Origin of the sequence: Pseudomonas sp., from assembly GCF_049301935.1 — a bacterium.
Taxonomy (GTDB): domain Bacteria; phylum Pseudomonadota; class Gammaproteobacteria; order Pseudomonadales; family Pseudomonadaceae; genus Aquipseudomonas.
Genome location: NZ_JBAQLP010000019.1, coordinates 1 through 17,478, shown reverse-complemented (window position 1 = coordinate 17,478; position 17,478 = coordinate 1). Strand labels below are relative to the sequence as shown.

Sequence of the window (17,478 nt, the reverse complement as noted above, 5' to 3'; positions counted from 1 at the left end):
ACCACGAGTGCGACGTCAGCGAGATAGTCGAAGACGCCGAGCGCAAGCTGGTGACCACCCCGGCCTACATGCTCGCCCAGTCGATCAGCGAAGCCGCCTCGGGGATCAACAAGCTGGTGGATCGGGTGCTGGAGCTTAGCCACCCTGTCTAAGTCTGCGGCCTGATCAGCCGTAGATCAGGCCGATAGCACGCCAATCACGCCAATGCGCGCGGCACTCCAGCCGCGCCACTGGTCAGATCGGCCACAGTGCGGCAGCTTGAACATCCCCTCGCCCAGGCACGCCCCTATGAGCACCCCACCGTTCGAGCTGACCGCCGAGCTGCAGCAAGCAGTCAGCAGCTTCTTCCAGCGCATACCCTTCAACCAGATGCTCGGTATCGAGCTGGATGAGCTAAGCGCCCAGCGCGTGACCATGCACCTGCCGATGAAGCCCGAACTGATTGGCAACTTCGTCCACGGCATCCTGCATGGCGGGGTGATTTCTTCGCTGCTGGACGTCTGCGGCGGCGCCATGGCGCTGATCGGCGCCTTCGACAAACACCAGCACCTGTCCAGCGCCGAACGCATGGCGCGGCTGTCCAAACTCGGCACCATCGACCTGCGCATCGACTACCTGCGCCCCGGCCGTGGCCAGCGCTTTACCGCCAGCGCCGCGTTGCTGCGCACCGGCAACAAGGTGGCGGTGGTGCGCAGTGAACTGCACAGCGACGACGGCACCCTGGTGGCGGTTGGCACCGGTACTTATCTGTGCGGCTAGGATGTTGAGCACAGCGATACCCATCAGCAGGGGCTAGCCGCGCTGCAAGCGGGTCAGGATGCGATCCAGTGAATTGGCGAACGCCTGCTTGTCGCGCTCGCCATAGGGCGGCTGGCCGCCACCAACCTGGCCCAGCTCGCGCAACTCGGTAAACAGGTTACGCACCGCTAGCTTGTCGCCCATATTGCGCTCATCAAACTCGCGGCCACGCGGATCGAGGGCAGCCACGCCCTTCTTCACTAAACGGTCGGCCAATGGCACGTCGCTGCAGATCACCAGCTCACCCGGCAGGGCGTGTTCGACCAGGTAATCATCGGCGGCATCCGGCCCGCTGGGCACCACGATCAGCCGCACACAGCTGTAGGCCGGTTTGATTTGCGCCTGACCCGCCACCAGCAGCACCTCGAAGCGCCGTTTCAGGGCGAACTTCACCACCTGATCCTTGGCCGCCTTGGGGCAGGCATCGGCATCGATCCAGACTCGCATCAGCGCATATTCTCCGTTGTAACCCAGTTTTAGGCTAAGCACGCTCGCCAGACTGACTGTAATCGCTCGCGAACACATTCCAGAGCCGATAGGCTCAAAGCCCATACCCGGCAAAGTACTGAGCATAACCATTGTCTACTGAGTGCTGGCGAATCTGATCACGCGCCCCACAGGAGTGATGCGATGAATTTTTGGCAACGTTTGGAAGAACCGGCGCATGTCCTGGTCTGTGGCGCCAGCCGGGGGATTGGTCTGGCCCTGACAGCGCAATTGCTGGCACGCACGGATATCGCCGGGGTCTGGGCTGTCGCCCGCCAGGCCAGTCAGGCACCGGGCCTGCTTGAACTGCAAGATCAGCATGGCCCGCGCCTGCAGTGCCTGGATGTGGATGTGTGCGATGAACAGGCGCTGAGTGAGCTGGCCGCGCATTTGCGCGCCGCCATCCCGCGCCTGCATCTGCTGCTGTGCACGGTTGGCGTGTTGCAGGACGGCGCAGCGAAAGCCGAGAAGGGCTTGGCCCAGCTCAATCTTGCGGGGTTGTTGGCGACCTTTCAGCGCAACAGCTTTGCGCCGATCCTGCTGCTCAAGCACCTGCTGCCGCTGCTACGCGGCCAGCATGCCTGCACGGTGGCGGCGCTGTCGGCACGGGTCGGCTCGATTGGCGACAACCGCCTCGGCGGCTGGTACAGCTACCGCGCCAGCAAGGCGGCACTGAATCAGCTGTTGCACACCGCAAGCATCGAGCTGAGTCGGCTCAACCCCAATAGCTGTGTGCTCAGCCTGCACCCCGGCACCACCGACACCGCGCTGTCGAAACCCTTCCAGGCTAATGTGCCGGCCGACCAGCTGTTTACCCCGAGCTATGCCGCCGAGTGCCTGCTCGCGCAGATCGAACAGCACGGCCCGGCGCAGACCGGCACGTTCTGGGGCTGGGACGGCCAACCCATCCCCTGGTAACTCAGCAGTTCAGACCGGCGCGCGGCGCACGCTGGCCAGCAATGCCGCCGCGCCGATAAACAGCGCGCCAAAAGTACGGTTCATCAGCTTCTGCTGACGTGGCGAACGCAGCGCGCCCAGCACCCGTGCGGCCAGGCCGGTGTAGCCGGCCATCACGATCAGGTCGACGCAGATCATGGTCACGCCCATCACCAGGTACTGGCTCAGCAGTGGCGCCTGCGGATTAAGGAACTGCGGCAGCACCGCGAGCATAAAGACGATTGCCTTGGGGTTGCTGAAGTTGACCAGAAAACCCCGTAGCACCAGGGTCAGCGGCCGGCCGCTGGGCCGCTCGGTTTGCGCCGTCATATCGCTGGGCAGCGCCTGCCACTGGCGATAGCCGAGGTACACCAGATAGACCACGCCGAACCACTTGATCAGGCTGAAGGCCAATTCCGACGCCGCCAGAATCGCCCCAACACCGGCCGCCACAATCGCAATCTGCAAGGCCAAGCCCAGCTGCAGCCCCAGGGCATTCCAGTAGCCGCGCAGAAAGCCGTATTGCAGCCCGGCCGACATCGAGGCAATCGCCCCAGCACCCGGCGACAGGCTGATGACCCAACAGGCCAGCAAGAACGCAAGCCAGGTTTCCAGTGCCATGGCATTTCTCCGATCAGAAAACCGCATCAATAAAAAGGGGCAGGCTCGTTAGCCTACCCCTTGTCGGTTACCGCGCCCAGCCTGTCGATCAGTCCGGCAGGTCTTTACGCAGTTGCACCGGCGCCGGCTCGGCTTCCTTGCGGGCCCGTGCGCGGGCCACACGCATGCGGATATTGATGGCTTCCACGGCCAGCGAGAAGGCCATGGCGAAGTACACATAACCCTTCGGCACATGCACGCCGAAGGCTTCGGCAACCAGCACGGTGCCGACCACGATGAGGAACGACAGGGCGAGAATTTTCAGGCTCGGGTGCTTGTCGATAAAGTCGCTGATGGTGCCTGCCGACAGCATCATCACGATCACCGAGATGATGATGGCCGCGACCATGACTGGCACGTTGTCGACCAGGCCGACTGCGGTGATGACCGAATCCAGGGAGAAGACGATATCGATAATCGCGATCTGCACGATGATCCCCATAAAGCCGTAGGTCTTGCCACCGGCAGCCTGGGCTTCTTCTTCGCCTTCCAGGCTGTGGAAGATCTCGGCAGTGCTCTTCCACAACAGGAACAGGCCACCAAAGAACAGGATCAGGTCACGCCCGGAGAAGCCTTGGTCAAACACATGGAACAGGTCGGCCGTCAGGCGCATCACCCAGCTGATCGACAGCAGCAGCAGAATCCGCGTACCCATGGCCAGGGCCAGGCCGAAGAAACGCGCCTTGGGTTGCTGATGCTTGGGCAGGCGGCTGACCAGGATCGAGATAAAGATGATGTTGTCGATGCCCAGGACAATTTCCAGGGCAGTCAGGGTCAGAAACGCGACCCAGAGTTCAGGGCTGGCCAGCCATTCCATAGGGATTAAGTCTCGCTAGTAGGTAGAGGTGGGATATCGCCACTGCGCCAGCGGCGCACGGCTTTTTGGAAAAACAGGCTATTGGGAATCTGCACCCAGGCGCCAGGCGCATCACCGCTGAGATCTTCCAGGGTGGTATAGAACAGGTTGATTGCCACCACCCGCCCGCGCACGCCGGGCTTGTCGGCGCTTTCCAGCACTTCGACGCATTCGCCGATGCGAAAGGGCCCCATGGCGAAGATCAGCAGCGCGCAGAACATGTTCGACAACACGCTCCAGATCGCGAAGAAGGCCACCGCAGCGACGGCGGCAAAGCCGGTTAGCGCGGTCCACAGCACCTGTGCAGAAACGCCCAGACGCTCCAGTACGAGCATGAATGCGCTACCGACAATCAACCAGCGCAGCAGTCCGCGCAGGGGCATCAGCAATTCGGCCGGCAACTGCGGGTAGCGTTTGCCGAGGCGGGTGATGCCACGGGTGAGAATGCGCTGGAACAGCCAGGCCAGCAGCACAATCAGGATAATCTGACCGGCGCGCAGCAACGGCTCTTGCCAGGTCGTCAGCCATTCCAGGGTCGGCAGGGCGATATTCAACTGGCGGCCTCCAGCTCGGCTTGCAAGGCTTCGAGGGTTTCCAGCGCGAGCATCCAGCGTTCCTCCAGATCGGCTTCGCGGCTTTTCAGCGTGGCCTGTTCGGCCAGGGCGTCGCGCAGTTCGTCCTTGCGCGCGGCTTCGTAGATGGCGCTGTCGCCCAGACGGGCTTCGACGGCCGCGAGCTTCTCGTGCAGCTGGCCCAGCTCTTTCTCCAGCTTGTCGGCTTCGCGCTTGTGCGGCGCTAACTGCTGGCGCAGCGCAGCAGCAGCCTGGCGCTGCACACGCTTGTCGGATTTGTCCGGGTTACTTTCGCCGCTGCTGGTCGGCGCCTGCCGCGTGCGGTAATCCACCAGCCAGCGGGCGTAGTCTTCCAGATCACCGTCGAACGGCTGCACCCGGCCATCGGCGACCAGCAGGAACTCGTCGGTGGTGCTTTTCAGCAGGTGGCGGTCGTGCGACACCACCACCACTGCGCCGCTGAATTCCTGCAGCGCCATGGTCAGCGCCAGGCGCATTTCCAGGTCGAGGTGGTTGGTCGGCTCATCCAGCAGCAGCAGGTTGGGCTTGCCCCAGGCGATCAGCGCCAGGGCCAGGCGGGCTTTCTCGCCACCGGAGAAATTCAGCACCGGCTCGTCGCACCGCGGGCCGCGGAAGTCAAACCCGCCGAGAAAATCGCGCAGGGTCTGTTCACGCTCGGCCGGCGCCAGGCGCTGGAAGTGCAGCAGCGGGCTGGCTTTGTCATCCAGGGCATCGAGCTGATGCTGGGCAAAGTAGCCGACCACCAGATTCTCGCCGCGCTGCAGGTGGCCGCTGATCGGTTGCAACTCGTTCGACAGGTTCTTGATCAGGGTCGATTTGCCCGCACCGTTCGGCCCGAGCAGGCCCAGGCGCGCACCCGGAGCGAGGTTCAGTTTGACCTTCTCCAGCACCACCTTGTCGCCGTAACCGAGGCGGCCTTCGCTCAGGCTGAGCAGCGGACTGGATATCTTGTCAGCCTCGCGGAAGCTGAAGTCGAAGGGCGAGTCGACGTGCGCGGCGGACAGTTCTTCCATGCGTTCCAGCGCCTTGATCCGGCTCTGCGCCTGGCGCGCCTTGGTGGCCTGGGCCTTGAAGCGGGCGATGTACTTTTCCATGTGCGCGCGCTGCACTTGCTGCTTCTCGTAGGCCTGCTGCTGCTGCGCCAGCCGCTCGGCACGGGTGCGCTCGAACGCCGAGTAGCCACCGCGATAGAGGGTCAGTTTCTGCTGATCGAGGTGGGCAACGTGGTCCACTACGGCATCCAGGAAATCGCGGTCATGGGAGATCAGCAGCAAGGTACCGGGGTAACCTTTCAGCCAGCTTTCCAGCCAGAGAATCGCATCCAGATCGAGGTGGTTGGTCGGCTCGTCGAGCAGCAGCAGGTCGGACGGGCACATCAACGCCTGCGCGAGGTTCAGGCGCATGCGCCAGCCACCGGAGAAGTCGCCGACGCGGCGGTCCATCTGCGCGCTGTCGAAACCCAGGCCGGCGAGCAGCTTGCGCGCGCGGGCATCGGCGCTGTAGCCGTCGAGGGTATCGAGTTCGGTATGCAAACGCGCCACTGCAGCGCCGTCATGCGCCGCTTCGGCCACGGCCAGTTCGGCCTGCACCTTGCGCAGTTGCAGGTCGCCATCGAGGACATAGTCCACCGCCTGGCGCTCGACCGCGTCGATCTCCTGGCGCATATGCGCCACGCGCCAGTCGGCGGGAATCAGGCAGTCGCCCGCGTCCGCACTCAGCTCGCCACGCAGCAGGGCAAACAGGCTGGATTTGCCGGCGCCGTTGGCGCCGATCAGGCCGGCTTTGTGGCCGGGGTGCAGGGTCATCTCGGCGTCTTCTAGCAGACGCTGAGGGCCACGCTGTAAAGTCAGGTTCTGGAGTCGGATCATAATGGCGGCGGAGTCTACCAGAGTCCCTTTAGGGTCTGTTCCCGTTTCATCGCGAGCCGCATTGCCGCGAGCAATGGCCCCCGGTTAGGCGCAGGACGCAGGTAATGGTCATTCCCTTGCCAAGTCCTGCAACAACAGCGGGGGGCCATTTCCCGCGCAACCCAAAGGGCCGGGCCTGTTTTTGCGCGATACTTCGTTTCTCGACACTCATTTGGAACAACCAAACTTCGTGTCTCGTGCCTTGCCTCGCGCAAAAACAGGCTCCGGCGCGGCCGTGAATGAAACGGCAACAGACCCTAGTGAAACCCGGAAAGCACCATGCCTACTGACCTGTGGCGATTCGCCGAAGCACTCTATCAACGCCCTGGCGTCGAGGCCGCGTGCCTGTTGCTGCAAACGCAAGGGGCAGACGTGTGCCTGCTGCTCTGCGCCGCCTGGCTGGAGCGCCGGCAGATTGCCTGCAGCAACGAGCGCACCGAGGCATTGCGCGCTGTGGCGCAGCCCTGGCAACAGCAGGTGGTGATGCCGCTGCGCCACTTGCGGCAAAGCTGGCGTGAGCCAGCGCAGCGCGATAACGCCTTGGCGCAGTTACGCGATCAGATCAAACAGCTTGAACTGGCAGCCGAACGCGAGCAGCTGGAACGTCTGGCGGCGTGCACGCAAGATTGGTCAAACGGCGCGGACGCGCCGCTGAACTGGCTGGAGCGCCTGGCGCCTCAGCCGGGCAACCGCGATGCGCTGCACGCGCTGCACATCGCGGCGGCACACCTCAGCGCTTAAACGGCGCTTGGCAGGGTGCTGCCATTGCTGCCGGCAGGTGCAGCAGGCGCTTCGGCAACCGCTGCCTTGGCAGCGGCTGGCTTGGCAGCAGCCGGTTTAGCGGCTGGCTTGGCGGCTGGTTTTTTCGCAGCAGGCTTCGCTACGGATTTCGCCGCAGGTTTGGCGGCTGGCGCTTTTTTCACTGCAGGTTTAGTGGCTGGCTTGGCAGGCTTGCTCGCCGCTGGCTTGGCCGTGCTGGCCGCTGCGGGTTTCTTCACCGCCGGTTTGGCCGGCGCCTTGGCTGCAGGTTTTGCCGCGGCGGGGGCTTTGCTTGCGGCCTTGGCCGGTGCGTTGGCCGCCGGTTTGGCGGGGGCTTTAGCCGGAGCCTTGGCGGCTGGCGCAGCAGGTTTAGCCGCTGGCTTACTGGCAGCTGGTTTAGCCGCAGCGGGCTTGGCTGCAGGTTTAACGGCAGCCGCTTTGGTCGAACGGCTGTGCAGCGCCTTGCTTACGGCTTCTTTAACCTTGCCAACGCCCTGGGCCAGTTTCAGGCTTTCCTGCGCGTCGCGCTTAAGGCCGGCGATATAAGTGCGGGTTTCGCTTTGACGGTCTTTCAGGGTATCGAGCAACTGCTCCAGTTCGGCCACGGCTTCTTTACCTTTGGCCTGGGCCTTGGCTTTGCCGGCTACCGCCGCATCCTGCATTTTGCTGCGGGCTTTATGCAGTTTTTCCTGGGCCTTGCCGCGTTGCTTTTCCAGCTTGGCGAGCAGCTTCTCGGCATCAACCAAAGCGCGGGTGCAGGCATCTTCAAGATGCTCAAGCAGGCTGCTGGAAAGTTGCTGCAACAGGTGCAGCGGGGTACTCACTGATTTCTTCTTTGCATTCTTTGTAGCCGACATGACACGCCTCCTGGCGGATGAAGATGGCGTCATACTAGACCTCCTGTTGGCCGCCTTGCCACCTCGCGCATTGAGCTTGCGAGCCTGGCTGGCATAATCGGCGCACCTTCGGCCGGAGAACCCCCATGCCACGTTTTGCCCTGCTACTGCTCTGCCTGCTCGCGCCCTTGTCTCAAGCAGACGAGCACGCCCACGACCTGGCCTACAGCCTGGGGGTAAAACTCGGTGAACGGCTGCGCGACGAGGTGCCGGATTTGCAGCTGCAAGCGCTGCTCGACGGCCTGCGCCAGGCCTACCGCAATGAGCCGCTGACCCTGGATGCCAAGCGCATCGAAAGCCTGCTGGCCGAGCATGAAGCGCAGCTGGCCAACGCACCGCAGCGCATCGAAAAAGCTAAAACAGCCGAGCAGCGTTTTCTCGCCATGGAGAAAGCCAAGGCCGGTGTGCGGGTATTGCAAAATGGCGTGCTGATGCAGGAACTGCGCGCCGGCAGCGGCCGCAAGCCCGGCCCGAAGGACCGCATTCAAGTGCGCTATATAGGTTTTCTGGCAGATGGCAGTCAGTTTGACGAAAGTCAGACCGCGCAGTGGTTTCGCCTGGACAGCGTAATTTCCGGATGGCGCAGTGCGCTGCAGCAGATGCCGGTAGGCGCGCAGTGGCGCCTGGTGATTCCGTCGGCGCAGGCGTATGGCGAAGAAGGCGCGGGGGATTTGATTCCGCCCTACTCGCCCCTGGTGTTCGAGCTGGAGTTGCTCGACACCAAGGAGTAACGCGTCAGCCCAGTCAGAGCGCCGGCGCGGGCTGTTGCTGATGGGCGTTGTGCAGGACTTCGATCAGACAGTCCTCCAGTTCGAAACGCTCGTGCAGCAACTGGCCCAGGTGTTTCAGTTCATCGAGCAGCGATACCGAATCGTGACAATCGCCATTATCGCAGCGGTCGTTGAAGGCCAGCGCCACTTCGGTGATCACTTCGATACGCGGGTAGATCTGTTTGGCCAGATCGAGGCCACGCTGATCCCCAAAGGCCTTGGCTTCACTGGTCAACTGTTCATAGACCTCGAAGTGGCCTGCAGATACGTAATCGACGAGAATTTCGCAGAAATGCTGCAAGGCTTCGGCATTAGCGCTTGGCGCTTGCGGCGAGCTGTTGATGGCGGCATAGGCATGCACCAGCTCCTTGCGCTCTTGCAGCCAGCGGTCGATCAGCAGGTGAACCCCACCCCAACGTTCCTCGGCGTTCTGACAACTCTCGAGCATGATGACCTCTACTTCCCTATTGCTATTAGTGTTGTACGCCCGCATCGAGGCAGATTTTTGTCAGTCGGTGCAAGGTCTGGGAAGACAACCGTGAAACGGCAACTTTCCGGCGGTATCTGCGAGCCAGATTATTCCCGCCGGCCTAGGCCTTCAAGGTAGCGCTGGAGAAAATTTCATACAAGCGTTTAACCGACAGCTACTCGGCCCCCTCAGCCGCAGCGGGCTTGTAAAAGCTCAGGGTGACCTGGCCCAGATCAATGCCCCACTTCGACATACGCGCCCGATTGAGCATCACCTGGCCGTCCATCAGGAACATCCAGTCATCAAAATCAACCACATAGCTTGAGTCATCGACCTTCAGGCGCAGCTTGTAGCGCCAGTGCAAGGCATTGCCGGCGACCTCTCCAATCGCCTCACCCACCACATCATCAGCAGTGCCACGCCAGCTGCCGTCAGCCTGTTTGCTCAGGGTCCAGACGCGCCGCTCGGTGCTGCCATCGCTGTAAGTAAAACGCTCGTCGAGCACGCCGACATCGCCGGCCCAGGTGCCGGTCATGGCCACATGGAAGCGCTTGACCACCTCGCCGGAGCGATTCTGGAACATGCCCCAGGCCTGCAAGTCGCCCTTGAAGTAACCGCTCAGCTCCAGACGCGGCTGCTGGCTGGCGTAATCATTCACCTGCGGGCCGGCGCAACCCACCAATAGCAGTACCAGACAACAGATCAACAGCCTTCGCATAAGCACCTCGATAAGCGGTTAACTCAGGTCGCTGCCGGCAAAGCCGGCGTGCATAACCGTGCATCAAGCAGGCGCAGACCTTCCTGATACAGGCTGTTGCTGCGCTCCAGCTCCCCCAGTTGCGCCAGCAGACGCGCCAGCTCGGCGCAGGTTTCCGGGTGGCGCTGAAGCGCCAGGCTGCTCTCCAGGTAATCCCTGGCCTTGCCCCACAGCTGGCTGTGCAGGCACAGCCTTCCCAGCGTCAGCAACAGACCGGCATCCTGTGGATGCTGCTTCAACCAGCCCTCGGCCGCTTGCAGTTGCTTGCCCAGATCACGTCCACGCAGCAAGCCGTAGAGACGCACCAGGGCGGTGTCGTAGTGCTGTTTCAAGAAATGCCGCAACAGCTCTTCCGCCTCAGCTTCGGCACCCAGCTGGCGCAGTTGCTCGGCATACACCGCCAGCAGCTCGGGCTCCTGATGCTGCGCGGTCGACATGGCCTGCCAGCTTTGCTGCATCGCCAGCAGCGCCGCCTGGGTATCGCCGTCAGCCGGTCGACCGGCCTGCAGCAAACGACCGCGCCAGGCCTGCCGCTCAAGTTCACTCAGCTCGGCATTGCCCAGGGCTTTCTCCTTGTGCAGATCAGGCAGCAGCCCAAGCAGCGCCGACCAGTCGCCTGCCTGCAGGTAGAGCTGCTGCAACTGACGCAACACCAGGTGATGGTGCGGATGACGCAAGCGCATGGCCTGCAGGGTCTCCAGCGCATCCGCCGCTTGCCCCCGCGCCAGCTGCAGCTCGGCGTGCTGCAAGGCAATTGCCAGCTCTGCCTGCGGTTGGTGATTGAGCGCCTGCTCCAGCAGGTCGTCGCTGTCGTTGTAATGACCCAGCTGATGCGCGGCGCGCGCGGCGCCCAGGTAATAACTCAACGGCTGCGGCGAGCTGCTGGCCGCCTGCTTAAGATGACGCAGGGCACGCGCCCAGCGACCTTCGGCCAGATCGAGAAAGCCCTGCTCGGACGCCAGGCGTACGCGGCGACGGCTGTGCAAGCGTGACCAGGGGTTGAGCAGACCGCCGGACGTGACCAGCAGCCGTACGCTCAAGCGCAGCAGATAAATCAGCAGCCAGAGCACCAGCACCAGCGCGACAAAGGCCCACAGGCTGGATTCATAACGAAAGCCCTGGAAGGCAATCAGCACATAACCCTTGTGCTCGGCCAGCGGCAGACCGAACAGCATCAGGCTGGCGACGCCAACAACCACCACCAGCATCAGCAGTAACCAGTAGAGGCGCTTCATTGCAGGGCCTCCTGCGGCTGCGCCTCGACATCATCGCTGGCCGCGGCGGCAGGTTCAGCTTCGATCTTCTGCTGGCTGCGCGCGGCCTGCTTGGCCTGAATATAGGCCTGCACGGCATTCAGTGTCGGGCCGAGGTCCGGCGGCGTCAGTGCAATCGGCCGCTCGACCAGCTCGTCGATACGGGCACGCAGGGCGCGACTATTGGGGTTGTCCATATCAAAATGCGCATCCAGCACTTCACGCGCCTGCTGCAAAGCCTGGCGATAGACCTCGCTCTGGCCGTGCAGCGCACCCCACTGCGCCTGCTCCAGCGCCAGGCTGAGGGCCAGACGTACCTGGGTCAGGCTCTGGCCGGCGAGTATTGGGCGGATATTGCGGTCGGCGTTGAAGTCGATACGGAAGTATTCCGACAAGGTCTGCAGGCCACGCTGCCACCATTGCTGCTCCATTACACCCTCGGCAGCCAGCTCGCTGAGCACGCCACCCTCGCCGCTGAAACTCGGGGTCAGGGCATTGAGCTGCGCCACCTGCTCGCGCAAGGCGCCGAGTTGCAGAAACAGCCCGGTACGGTCCAGGTTGGCGGTTGAGCGCAGCGCTTGCAGGCTCTTGGCTAATTGCTCGCGGGCGGCGAAGGCCGCCGGATCATCCTGCTGGTGGAGGATTTCATCGGCGGCCTGCACCAGCGCGGTGGCGCTGTTGATGTCCTGCAGCGCAGACAGGCGCAAACTGGCTAGACGCAGCAGATGTTCGGCCTCGGCCAGGCGCCAGTCCTGGCGACTGGCACCCAGCACGGTTTCCAGGCGTTGGCTGAGCAATTGCTGATCACCCTGTAATTGGGTCAGCAGGCGACGACGGGTTTCCAGTTCCTCGACGCTGGGCAGCTGATCGAGGCGCATCTCTAATTTCTTGCCGGTCTGCGCCAGGCTTTGCGCCTCATTACGCGCCTGCTGCAGCTGGCCCAGCTGTTGTTGCTCGCGAGCGTCCAACGCCTGCAACTGCCACAACCCCCAACCGCCCGCACCGGCGCCGGCCGCCGCAACCAACAAGGCCAGCAACGCCAGACCGTTGCCACGCGCAGCCGACTTATCTGCAGCAGACGTTGGCGTAACGGGCGGCGCCGCAGCGTCCTGCGGTGCCTGTTCGGCTTGTTTTACGGCGTGATCATTCGGGGCTTGCTCTTTCGGAGTAGTTGCTTCGCTCACGTATCCATCCTTTGCGTCAGAGATCGGGGCAGGTTGCGCCTGCAAGGCTGCCAGCAACGCCGCGGCACTCGCGCCACGGCAGTCCACAACAAATTGCGCACCCGCGGCACGGGCCATGTCGGCCACTCGCGGGCTGGGCACAAACAAGGGTAGCCGAGCCAGTTCGGCCCAGGCATCAGCGGCCAGCTCGCGCAAATGCACAAAGCCCTGCCCACTGCTGACCACCAGCGCGTTCAGGCGTTCAGCCTGAACCCGCTCGATCAGCGCCGTGGACGGGTAATCCGGCAGCACCCGGCGATACAGTGGCAGATAGTCCACCTGCACGCCTTGGCCGCGCAAGCGCTGGGCCAGTAACTCTCGGCCACCCTCGCCGCGCAGGATCAACACCCTTGGGCTGACGGCCGTCGTCAGCGCCTGCTGTAACTGCGGCAGGGCGAGCAGTGCCTCGCTGTCATCGGCCTGTTCCGGGTAATACACCTGCAGGCCCTGCTCACGAAGAATCTGCGCCGTCGCCGCACCGACGCTGAACCAGGGTTGCTCGGCAGACACTGGAATTTGAGCGCGAGCCAGCAGATCGAGACCCAGCCGCGCCGCCGGCTTGCTCACCACGATGACCGCGCAGTAACTCTGCAGATCGGCAAGCGTGGCGCGTTGTTCGGCACTCTCGCTCAGCGCTTCGATGGCCAACAACGGCAAGCTGCTGCTGTAGATGCCCTGCTCGGCCAGGGTTGCTGCCAGCGCGGCCGACTCCTGAGCCGGTCGCGTCAGCAGCAAACGCCAACCCATCACTCGGCAGCGGCCTCGCCATAGACGGCTTGCAGAATAGCCGCAGCACCCTGGGTCAGCAGCGCTTCGGCTACCTGCACACCCAGCTGTTCAGCCTGAGCGACCGGAGCGCGGCTTTCCGCCCGCAGCAGCAAGCCGCCATCCGGCTGACCGACCAGGCCGCGCAACCACAGCTGCTCGCCTTCCAGCACGGCATAACAGGCGATTGGCACCTGGCAACCGCCATTCAGGTGTTTGTTCAGCGCGCGCTCGGCGGTCACCCGCAGCGCGGTATCGCGATGATGCAGCGGCGCCAGCAGGGCATGGATCTCGCTATCGGCAGTGCGGCATTCGATGCCCACCGCACCCTGGCCACCGGCCGGCAGGCTGTCTTCGGCGCTGATCGAGGAGCGGATACGCGCTTCGAAACCGAGGCGAATCAGACCGGCAGCGGCGAGGATGATGGCGTCGTACTCGCCGGCATCCAGCTTAGCCAGGCGGGTATTGACGTTGCCGCGCAGGAACTGGATTTTCAGATCCGGCCGGCGTGCCAGCAGCTGGGCCTGACGGCGCAGACTGGAGGTGCCGACCACGCTGCCGGTGGGCAAAGCATCAAGGCTGGCATAGGTGTTGGAAACGAAGGCGTCACGCGGGTCTTCGCGCTCGCAGATGCAGTACAGGCCCAGACCTTCAGGAAAGTCCATCGGCACATCCTTCATCGAATGCACGGCGATATCGGCCTCGCCTTCGAGCAGGGCAGTCTCCAGCTCTTTGACGAACAGCCCCTTGCCGCCAATCTTCGCCAGCGGCGCATCGAGCAGCTTGTCGCCACGGCTGACCATGGGCACCAGGCTGACCTTGAGGCCAGGGTGGGCCTGCTCCAGGCGGGCTTTGACGTGTTCGGCCTGCCACAGGGCCAGGGCACTTTTACGGGTGGCAATGCGGATTTCGCGAGACATGGGCAATTCCAGAAAACGGACTGCCGAGGATAATAACAGGCTGGCCCAGATCAGGCCTGCGACCCGGAGTCATCCGGGTGCCCGGCCAGCCTCAGAGGTTGTGCATTAATTTGCGCACCCCGGCTACATGCCGGCGGCTGACAATCAGCGCTTCCTCGTTCATGCCCTTGAGGAACAACTGAAAATGCCCGAGCGGCGTGCGCTGCAAGCGTTCGATACGCTCACGGGCGACCAGGGCGTTGCGGTGGATGCGCACAAAGCGATCACCAAACTCGTCTTCCAATGCCTTCAGCGGTTCATCCAGCAGCACTTCGCCACCGGCGTGGCGCAGGGTCACGTATTTGTGGTCGGCAATAAAGTAGATCACCTGATCCAGCGGAATCAGCTCGATGCCTTTACGGGTGCGCGCACTGATATGGCTGCGCGGGCCGCCACCGCTATCTATGGCAGGACGAGTCAAGGCGGCCAGCTGCACACGGTTGGGTCGCTCGGCTTTCTTCAACGCCTCGCTGAGGCTTTCCGCGCGAACCGGCTTGACCAGATAACCCACTGCGCTGACCTGAAAGGCTTCCAGGGCGAATTCATCATGGGCGGTGCAGAAAATCACGGCCGGCGGCGCCTCGCGCTCACACAGCTTGGCCGCCACCTGCAGACCATCCAGGCCGGGCATGCGGATGTCCAGTAACACCACATCCGGCTTCAGGCTGTCGATCAGGCTCAGCGCCTCCTCGCCGTTGCTGGCTGCGGGTTCAAGCACGCGATAGCCCTCGAGTTCGCCCACCATGCGGCTTAGACGCTCTCGGGCCAGGGGTTCATCATCGACAATCAGGACATTCATAATGCACGGGCTTCCTGCTTGGGTCTCGCACAAGGATAGCGTAGACAAGTGAAGTGGCGTCCGTCACGGCGCTCTACGCTGAGACTGGCCCGCGGCCCGAAAAGTGCCACCAGCCGCGCATCGATGTTGGTCAGCGCTTGATGCGTGCCGCGCGATGGCGGCTGCTCGCCTAGTTGTTCGTATGGGTTGCTCACGCACAGCTGGAATACCCCCTCGTGATAACTCGCCTCGACCCGCACCAGGCCGCCCTCGATGCGCGGCGCAATACCGTAGATCAAGGCGTTTTCCAGTAAGGGCTGCAACGTCAGTTGTGGAATTGGCAGATCCTCCGGCACATCGACAATCTCCCACTGCAACTGTAGACGTTCGCCGAGCCGATAGCGCTCAATCGACAAATATCGTTGCGCCAGCTCCAGCTCCTCGCGCCAGGGCACCAGGCTACCGGGTTTGGCCAGGCTGGCGCGGAACAGATCGGAGAGGTCCAGCACCGCCTGCTCGGCCTTGTACGGGTCGATCACTACCAGGCTGGCAATGCTATTGAGGCTGTTGAACAGAAAGTGCGGACGAATGCGCGCCTGCAGCGACTCGATACGGGCGCGCAGCTCGGCTTGCTCCTGCTTGCGCCATTGGCTCTGCAGGTAGAAATAACGCAGCAGCAACGCCGACATGATCAGGCTGATCAAGGCATGGCGTAAGTAGAGGTTGACTTCGCCGGTGCGCGGCAACGGCCCGCCCAGTTCGTAGTAGTCCGCCACAGCAGTACAGAGCAGACTCAGCGTAACCACAATCGCGCAGCACAAGGCGCCGGCCGTGGCCGCAGGCATGCGCGCCATCAGCGGGCGCAGACGGCACAGCACGGCGGCCGAGAGCAGCACAATCCACTGTACAAACAGTGAAGTCAGCGCCAGGCGCACCCAGTCGAAGCCCGGCAGCATCGGCTCGGACAACACCAGCACCAACACCAGCAACTCGGCCAGCAGCACCATGCTCAGCAGGGCTTCTGGCTGGCACAGCTCGGGCACGAAGAAGTCATCGACCAGTGGCGGTTGTGTTTTTGATAGCGCGCTTTTTATTTTCATCGCCGCAGTTTCCGCGTGACCCGCCCCAGCGGCAAGATAGACAGCTGCGCCCGGACAAAATAAAGCATCCGAAATGCGCCCGCCGCGCGAAAACTGTGAACGGCGCAACATTGCTCTGCTCACGCAACCACCTGAGAACGTGTTTACGAGCCGACGAGCTAGAGCCATACAAGGCAAAAACAGGCGAGGAAGCGGAGTGTGCTTTTGCACATGAGCATTCCGAGCCTATTTTTAACGCAGTAGGGCCGACGCGCAGCAGATCGTAAACAGGTTCTGACAAAGCGCCGCGGCGAATTTAACAGCCAGCCTGTTATTATCGACGCACTTTTCCGTCTTGCCGGCCGCCCCAGCGCGGCCAGCCCGTTTTAGCGCACCAGCCGAGCGAAGCCCATGAGCACTGAAAAAACCAACCAATCCTGGGGCGGCCGCTTCAGCGAGCCCGTCGATGCCTTTGTTGCCCGCTTTACCGCCTCCGTCGAATTCGACAAGCGCCTGTATCGCCACGACATCATGGGCTCCATCGCCCACGCCAGCATGCTGGCCAAGGTCGGCGTACTCAGCGATGCCGAGCGCGATGCCATCATCGACGGCCTTAAACAGATTCAAAGCGAGATCGAAGCGGGCCAGTTCGACTGGCGCGTCGATCTGGAAGACGTGCACATGAACATCGAGGCGCGCCTGACCGACCGCATCGGCGTCACCGGCAAGAAGCTGCACACCGGGCGCAGCCGTAACGACCAGGTGGCCACCGATATCCGCCTGTGGCTGCGTGACGAGATCGACCTGATCCTCGCCGAGATCACCCGCCTGCAGCAGGGCCTGCTGGAGCAGGCCGAGCGTGAAGCCGAGACCATCATGCCCGGCTTCACCCACCTGCAAACCGCGCAGCCGGTGACCTTCGGTCACCACCTGCTGGCCTGGTTCGAGATGCTTTCGCGCGACTACGAGCGCCTGATCGATTGCCGCAAGCGCACCAACCGCATGCCGCTCGGCAGCGCGGCGCTGGCCGGTACCACCTACCCGATTCAGCGTGAAATCACCGCACAATTGCTGGGCTTCGACGCCGTGGGCGGCAACTCGCTGGATGGCGTGTCGGATCGCGACTTCGCCATCGAATTCTGCGCCGCCGCCTCGATTGCCATGATGCACCTGTCGCGTTTCTCCGAAGAGCTGGTGCTGTGGACCAGCGCGCAGTTCCAGTTTATCGACCTGCCGGATCGCTTCTGCACCGGCAGCTCGATCATGCCGCAGAAGAAAAACCCGGACGTACCCGAGCTGGTACGCGGCAAGACCGGCCGCGTGTTCGGCGCGCTGATGGGCCTACTGACCCTGATGAAAGGCCAGCCGCTGGCCTACAACAAGGACAACCAGGAAGACAAAGAGCCGCTGTTCGACGCCGCCGACACATTGCGCGACTCGCTGCGCGCCTTTGCCGACATGATCCCGGCGATCAAGCCCAAGCACGCGATCATGCGTGAAGCGGCGCTGCGCGGTTTCTCCACCGCCACCGACC

Annotated in this window: 18 protein-coding genes and 2 pseudogenes; 6 read left to right on the top strand and 14 right to left on the bottom strand. The window is 63.0% G+C overall.

From position 1 onward, the window contains the following. Both WA145_RS02650 and WA145_RS02645 read left to right on the top strand, forming a co-directional pair. Window positions 1-152, top strand: a pseudogene (locus WA145_RS02650) (isoprenoid biosynthesis protein ElbB); the annotation flags it as partial. Between the two features lie 136 nt (window positions 153-288). Continuing rightward, window positions 289-759: a thioesterase family protein gene (locus tag WA145_RS02645; protein ID WP_422580078.1), complete on the top strand. Its 471-nt coding sequence runs from the start codon at window positions 289-291 to the stop codon at window positions 757-759. Window positions 760-792: 33 nt separating this feature from the next. Here the strand turns inward: WA145_RS02645 and WA145_RS02640 are convergent, their stop codons facing one another. Continuing rightward, on the bottom strand, window positions 793-1,245 hold the full coding sequence (locus WA145_RS02640) for a YaiI/YqxD family protein (RefSeq protein ID WP_422580077.1): 453 nt from the start codon (window positions 1,243-1,245) through the stop codon (window positions 793-795). Window positions 1,246-1,428: 183 nt separating this feature from the next. Between WA145_RS02640 and WA145_RS02635 the strand changes: the two genes are divergently transcribed. Further along, the gene (locus tag WA145_RS02635; RefSeq protein WP_422580076.1) at window positions 1,429-2,202 is read left to right on the top strand and encodes an SDR family NAD(P)-dependent oxidoreductase; all 774 of its coding nucleotides are present in this window, start codon (window positions 1,429-1,431) and stop codon (window positions 2,200-2,202) included. 9 nt (window positions 2,203-2,211) lie between these two features. On the opposite strand, the gene rhtB is transcribed toward WA145_RS02635, so the two are convergent. From rhtB to WA145_RS02615, 4 genes are all read right to left on the bottom strand, one after another. Then, complete coding sequence (rhtB, locus tag WA145_RS02630; RefSeq protein WP_422580075.1) at window positions 2,212-2,841, bottom strand: homoserine/homoserine lactone efflux protein; 630 nt, start codon at window positions 2,839-2,841, stop codon at window positions 2,212-2,214. Window positions 2,842-2,929: 88 nt separating this feature from the next. After that, complete coding sequence (locus tag WA145_RS02625; protein ID WP_422580074.1) at window positions 2,930-3,697, bottom strand: TerC family protein; 768 nt, start codon at window positions 3,695-3,697, stop codon at window positions 2,930-2,932. 5 nt (window positions 3,698-3,702) lie between these two features. Next, the gene (locus WA145_RS02620; RefSeq protein ID WP_422580080.1) at window positions 3,703-4,278 is read right to left on the bottom strand and encodes a mechanosensitive ion channel domain-containing protein; all 576 of its coding nucleotides are present in this window, start codon (window positions 4,276-4,278) and stop codon (window positions 3,703-3,705) included. Between the two features lie 8 nt (window positions 4,279-4,286). Then, a complete protein-coding gene (locus WA145_RS02615) occupies window positions 4,287-6,197 on the bottom strand; it encodes an ATP-binding cassette domain-containing protein (RefSeq protein WP_422580073.1) in 1,911 nt (636 codons plus the stop codon). Between the two features lie 318 nt (window positions 6,198-6,515). Between WA145_RS02615 and WA145_RS02610 the strand changes: the two genes are divergently transcribed. Beyond that, a complete protein-coding gene (locus WA145_RS02610) occupies window positions 6,516-6,977 on the top strand; it encodes a TIGR02444 family protein (protein WP_422580072.1) in 462 nt (153 codons plus the stop codon). On the opposite strand, the gene WA145_RS02605 is transcribed toward WA145_RS02610, so the two are convergent. Further along, on the bottom strand, window positions 6,974-7,852 hold the full coding sequence (locus WA145_RS02605) for an AlgP family protein (RefSeq protein ID WP_422580071.1): 879 nt from the start codon (window positions 7,850-7,852) through the stop codon (window positions 6,974-6,976). The genes WA145_RS02610 and WA145_RS02605 overlap by 4 nt on opposite strands. Before the next feature lie 125 nt (window positions 7,853-7,977). Here WA145_RS02605 and WA145_RS02600 point away from each other — a divergent pair, with 125 nt between their 5' ends. Next, a complete protein-coding gene (locus WA145_RS02600) occupies window positions 7,978-8,622 on the top strand; it encodes an FKBP-type peptidyl-prolyl cis-trans isomerase (RefSeq protein ID WP_422580070.1) in 645 nt (214 codons plus the stop codon). Between the two features lie 13 nt (window positions 8,623-8,635). Here the strand turns inward: WA145_RS02600 and rsd are convergent, their stop codons facing one another. The 8 genes and pseudogenes from rsd to WA145_RS02560 form a co-directional block, all read right to left on the bottom strand. After that, a complete protein-coding gene (gene rsd / locus WA145_RS02595) occupies window positions 8,636-9,109 on the bottom strand; it encodes a sigma D regulator (protein ID WP_422580069.1) in 474 nt (157 codons plus the stop codon). 196 nt (window positions 9,110-9,305) lie between these two features. After that, complete coding sequence (locus WA145_RS02590; RefSeq protein ID WP_422580068.1) at window positions 9,306-9,848, bottom strand: DUF3833 domain-containing protein; 543 nt, start codon at window positions 9,846-9,848, stop codon at window positions 9,306-9,308. A gap of 23 nt (window positions 9,849-9,871) precedes the next feature. Continuing rightward, a complete protein-coding gene (locus WA145_RS02585; RefSeq protein WP_422580067.1) occupies window positions 9,872-11,122 on the bottom strand; it encodes a heme biosynthesis HemY N-terminal domain-containing protein in 1,251 nt (416 codons plus the stop codon). Next, window positions 11,119-12,324 carry a uroporphyrinogen-III C-methyltransferase gene (locus WA145_RS02580; protein ID WP_422580079.1) on the bottom strand — a complete coding sequence of 402 codons (1,206 nt, stop codon included), beginning with the start codon at window positions 12,322-12,324 and terminating at the stop codon, window positions 11,119-11,121. Before WA145_RS02580 ends, WA145_RS02585 begins: the two co-directional genes overlap by 4 nt. Before the next feature lie 33 nt (window positions 12,325-12,357). Next, window positions 12,358-13,110, bottom strand: a pseudogene (locus WA145_RS02575) (uroporphyrinogen-III synthase); the annotation flags it as partial. Next, window positions 13,110-14,048, bottom strand: a complete 939-nt coding sequence (gene hemC / locus WA145_RS02570; RefSeq protein WP_422580066.1) for a hydroxymethylbilane synthase — start codon at window positions 14,046-14,048, stop codon at window positions 13,110-13,112. The pseudogene WA145_RS02575 and the gene hemC, both read right to left, overlap by 1 nt. Window positions 14,049-14,139: 91 nt before the next feature. Beyond that, on the bottom strand, window positions 14,140-14,886 hold the full coding sequence (locus tag WA145_RS02565; RefSeq protein WP_422580065.1) for a LytR/AlgR family response regulator transcription factor: 747 nt from the start codon (window positions 14,884-14,886) through the stop codon (window positions 14,140-14,142). Then, window positions 14,883-15,965 carry a sensor histidine kinase gene (locus WA145_RS02560; RefSeq protein WP_422580064.1) on the bottom strand — a complete coding sequence of 361 codons (1,083 nt, stop codon included), beginning with the start codon at window positions 15,963-15,965 and terminating at the stop codon, window positions 14,883-14,885. Before WA145_RS02560 ends, WA145_RS02565 begins: the two co-directional genes overlap by 4 nt. A 390-nt stretch (window positions 15,966-16,355) precedes the next feature. On the opposite strand from WA145_RS02560, the gene argH reads away from it, so the two are divergent. Then, the coding region (argH, locus tag WA145_RS02555) for an argininosuccinate lyase (protein ID WP_422580063.1) at window positions 16,356-17,478 on the top strand (1,123 nt) is incomplete at its 3' end.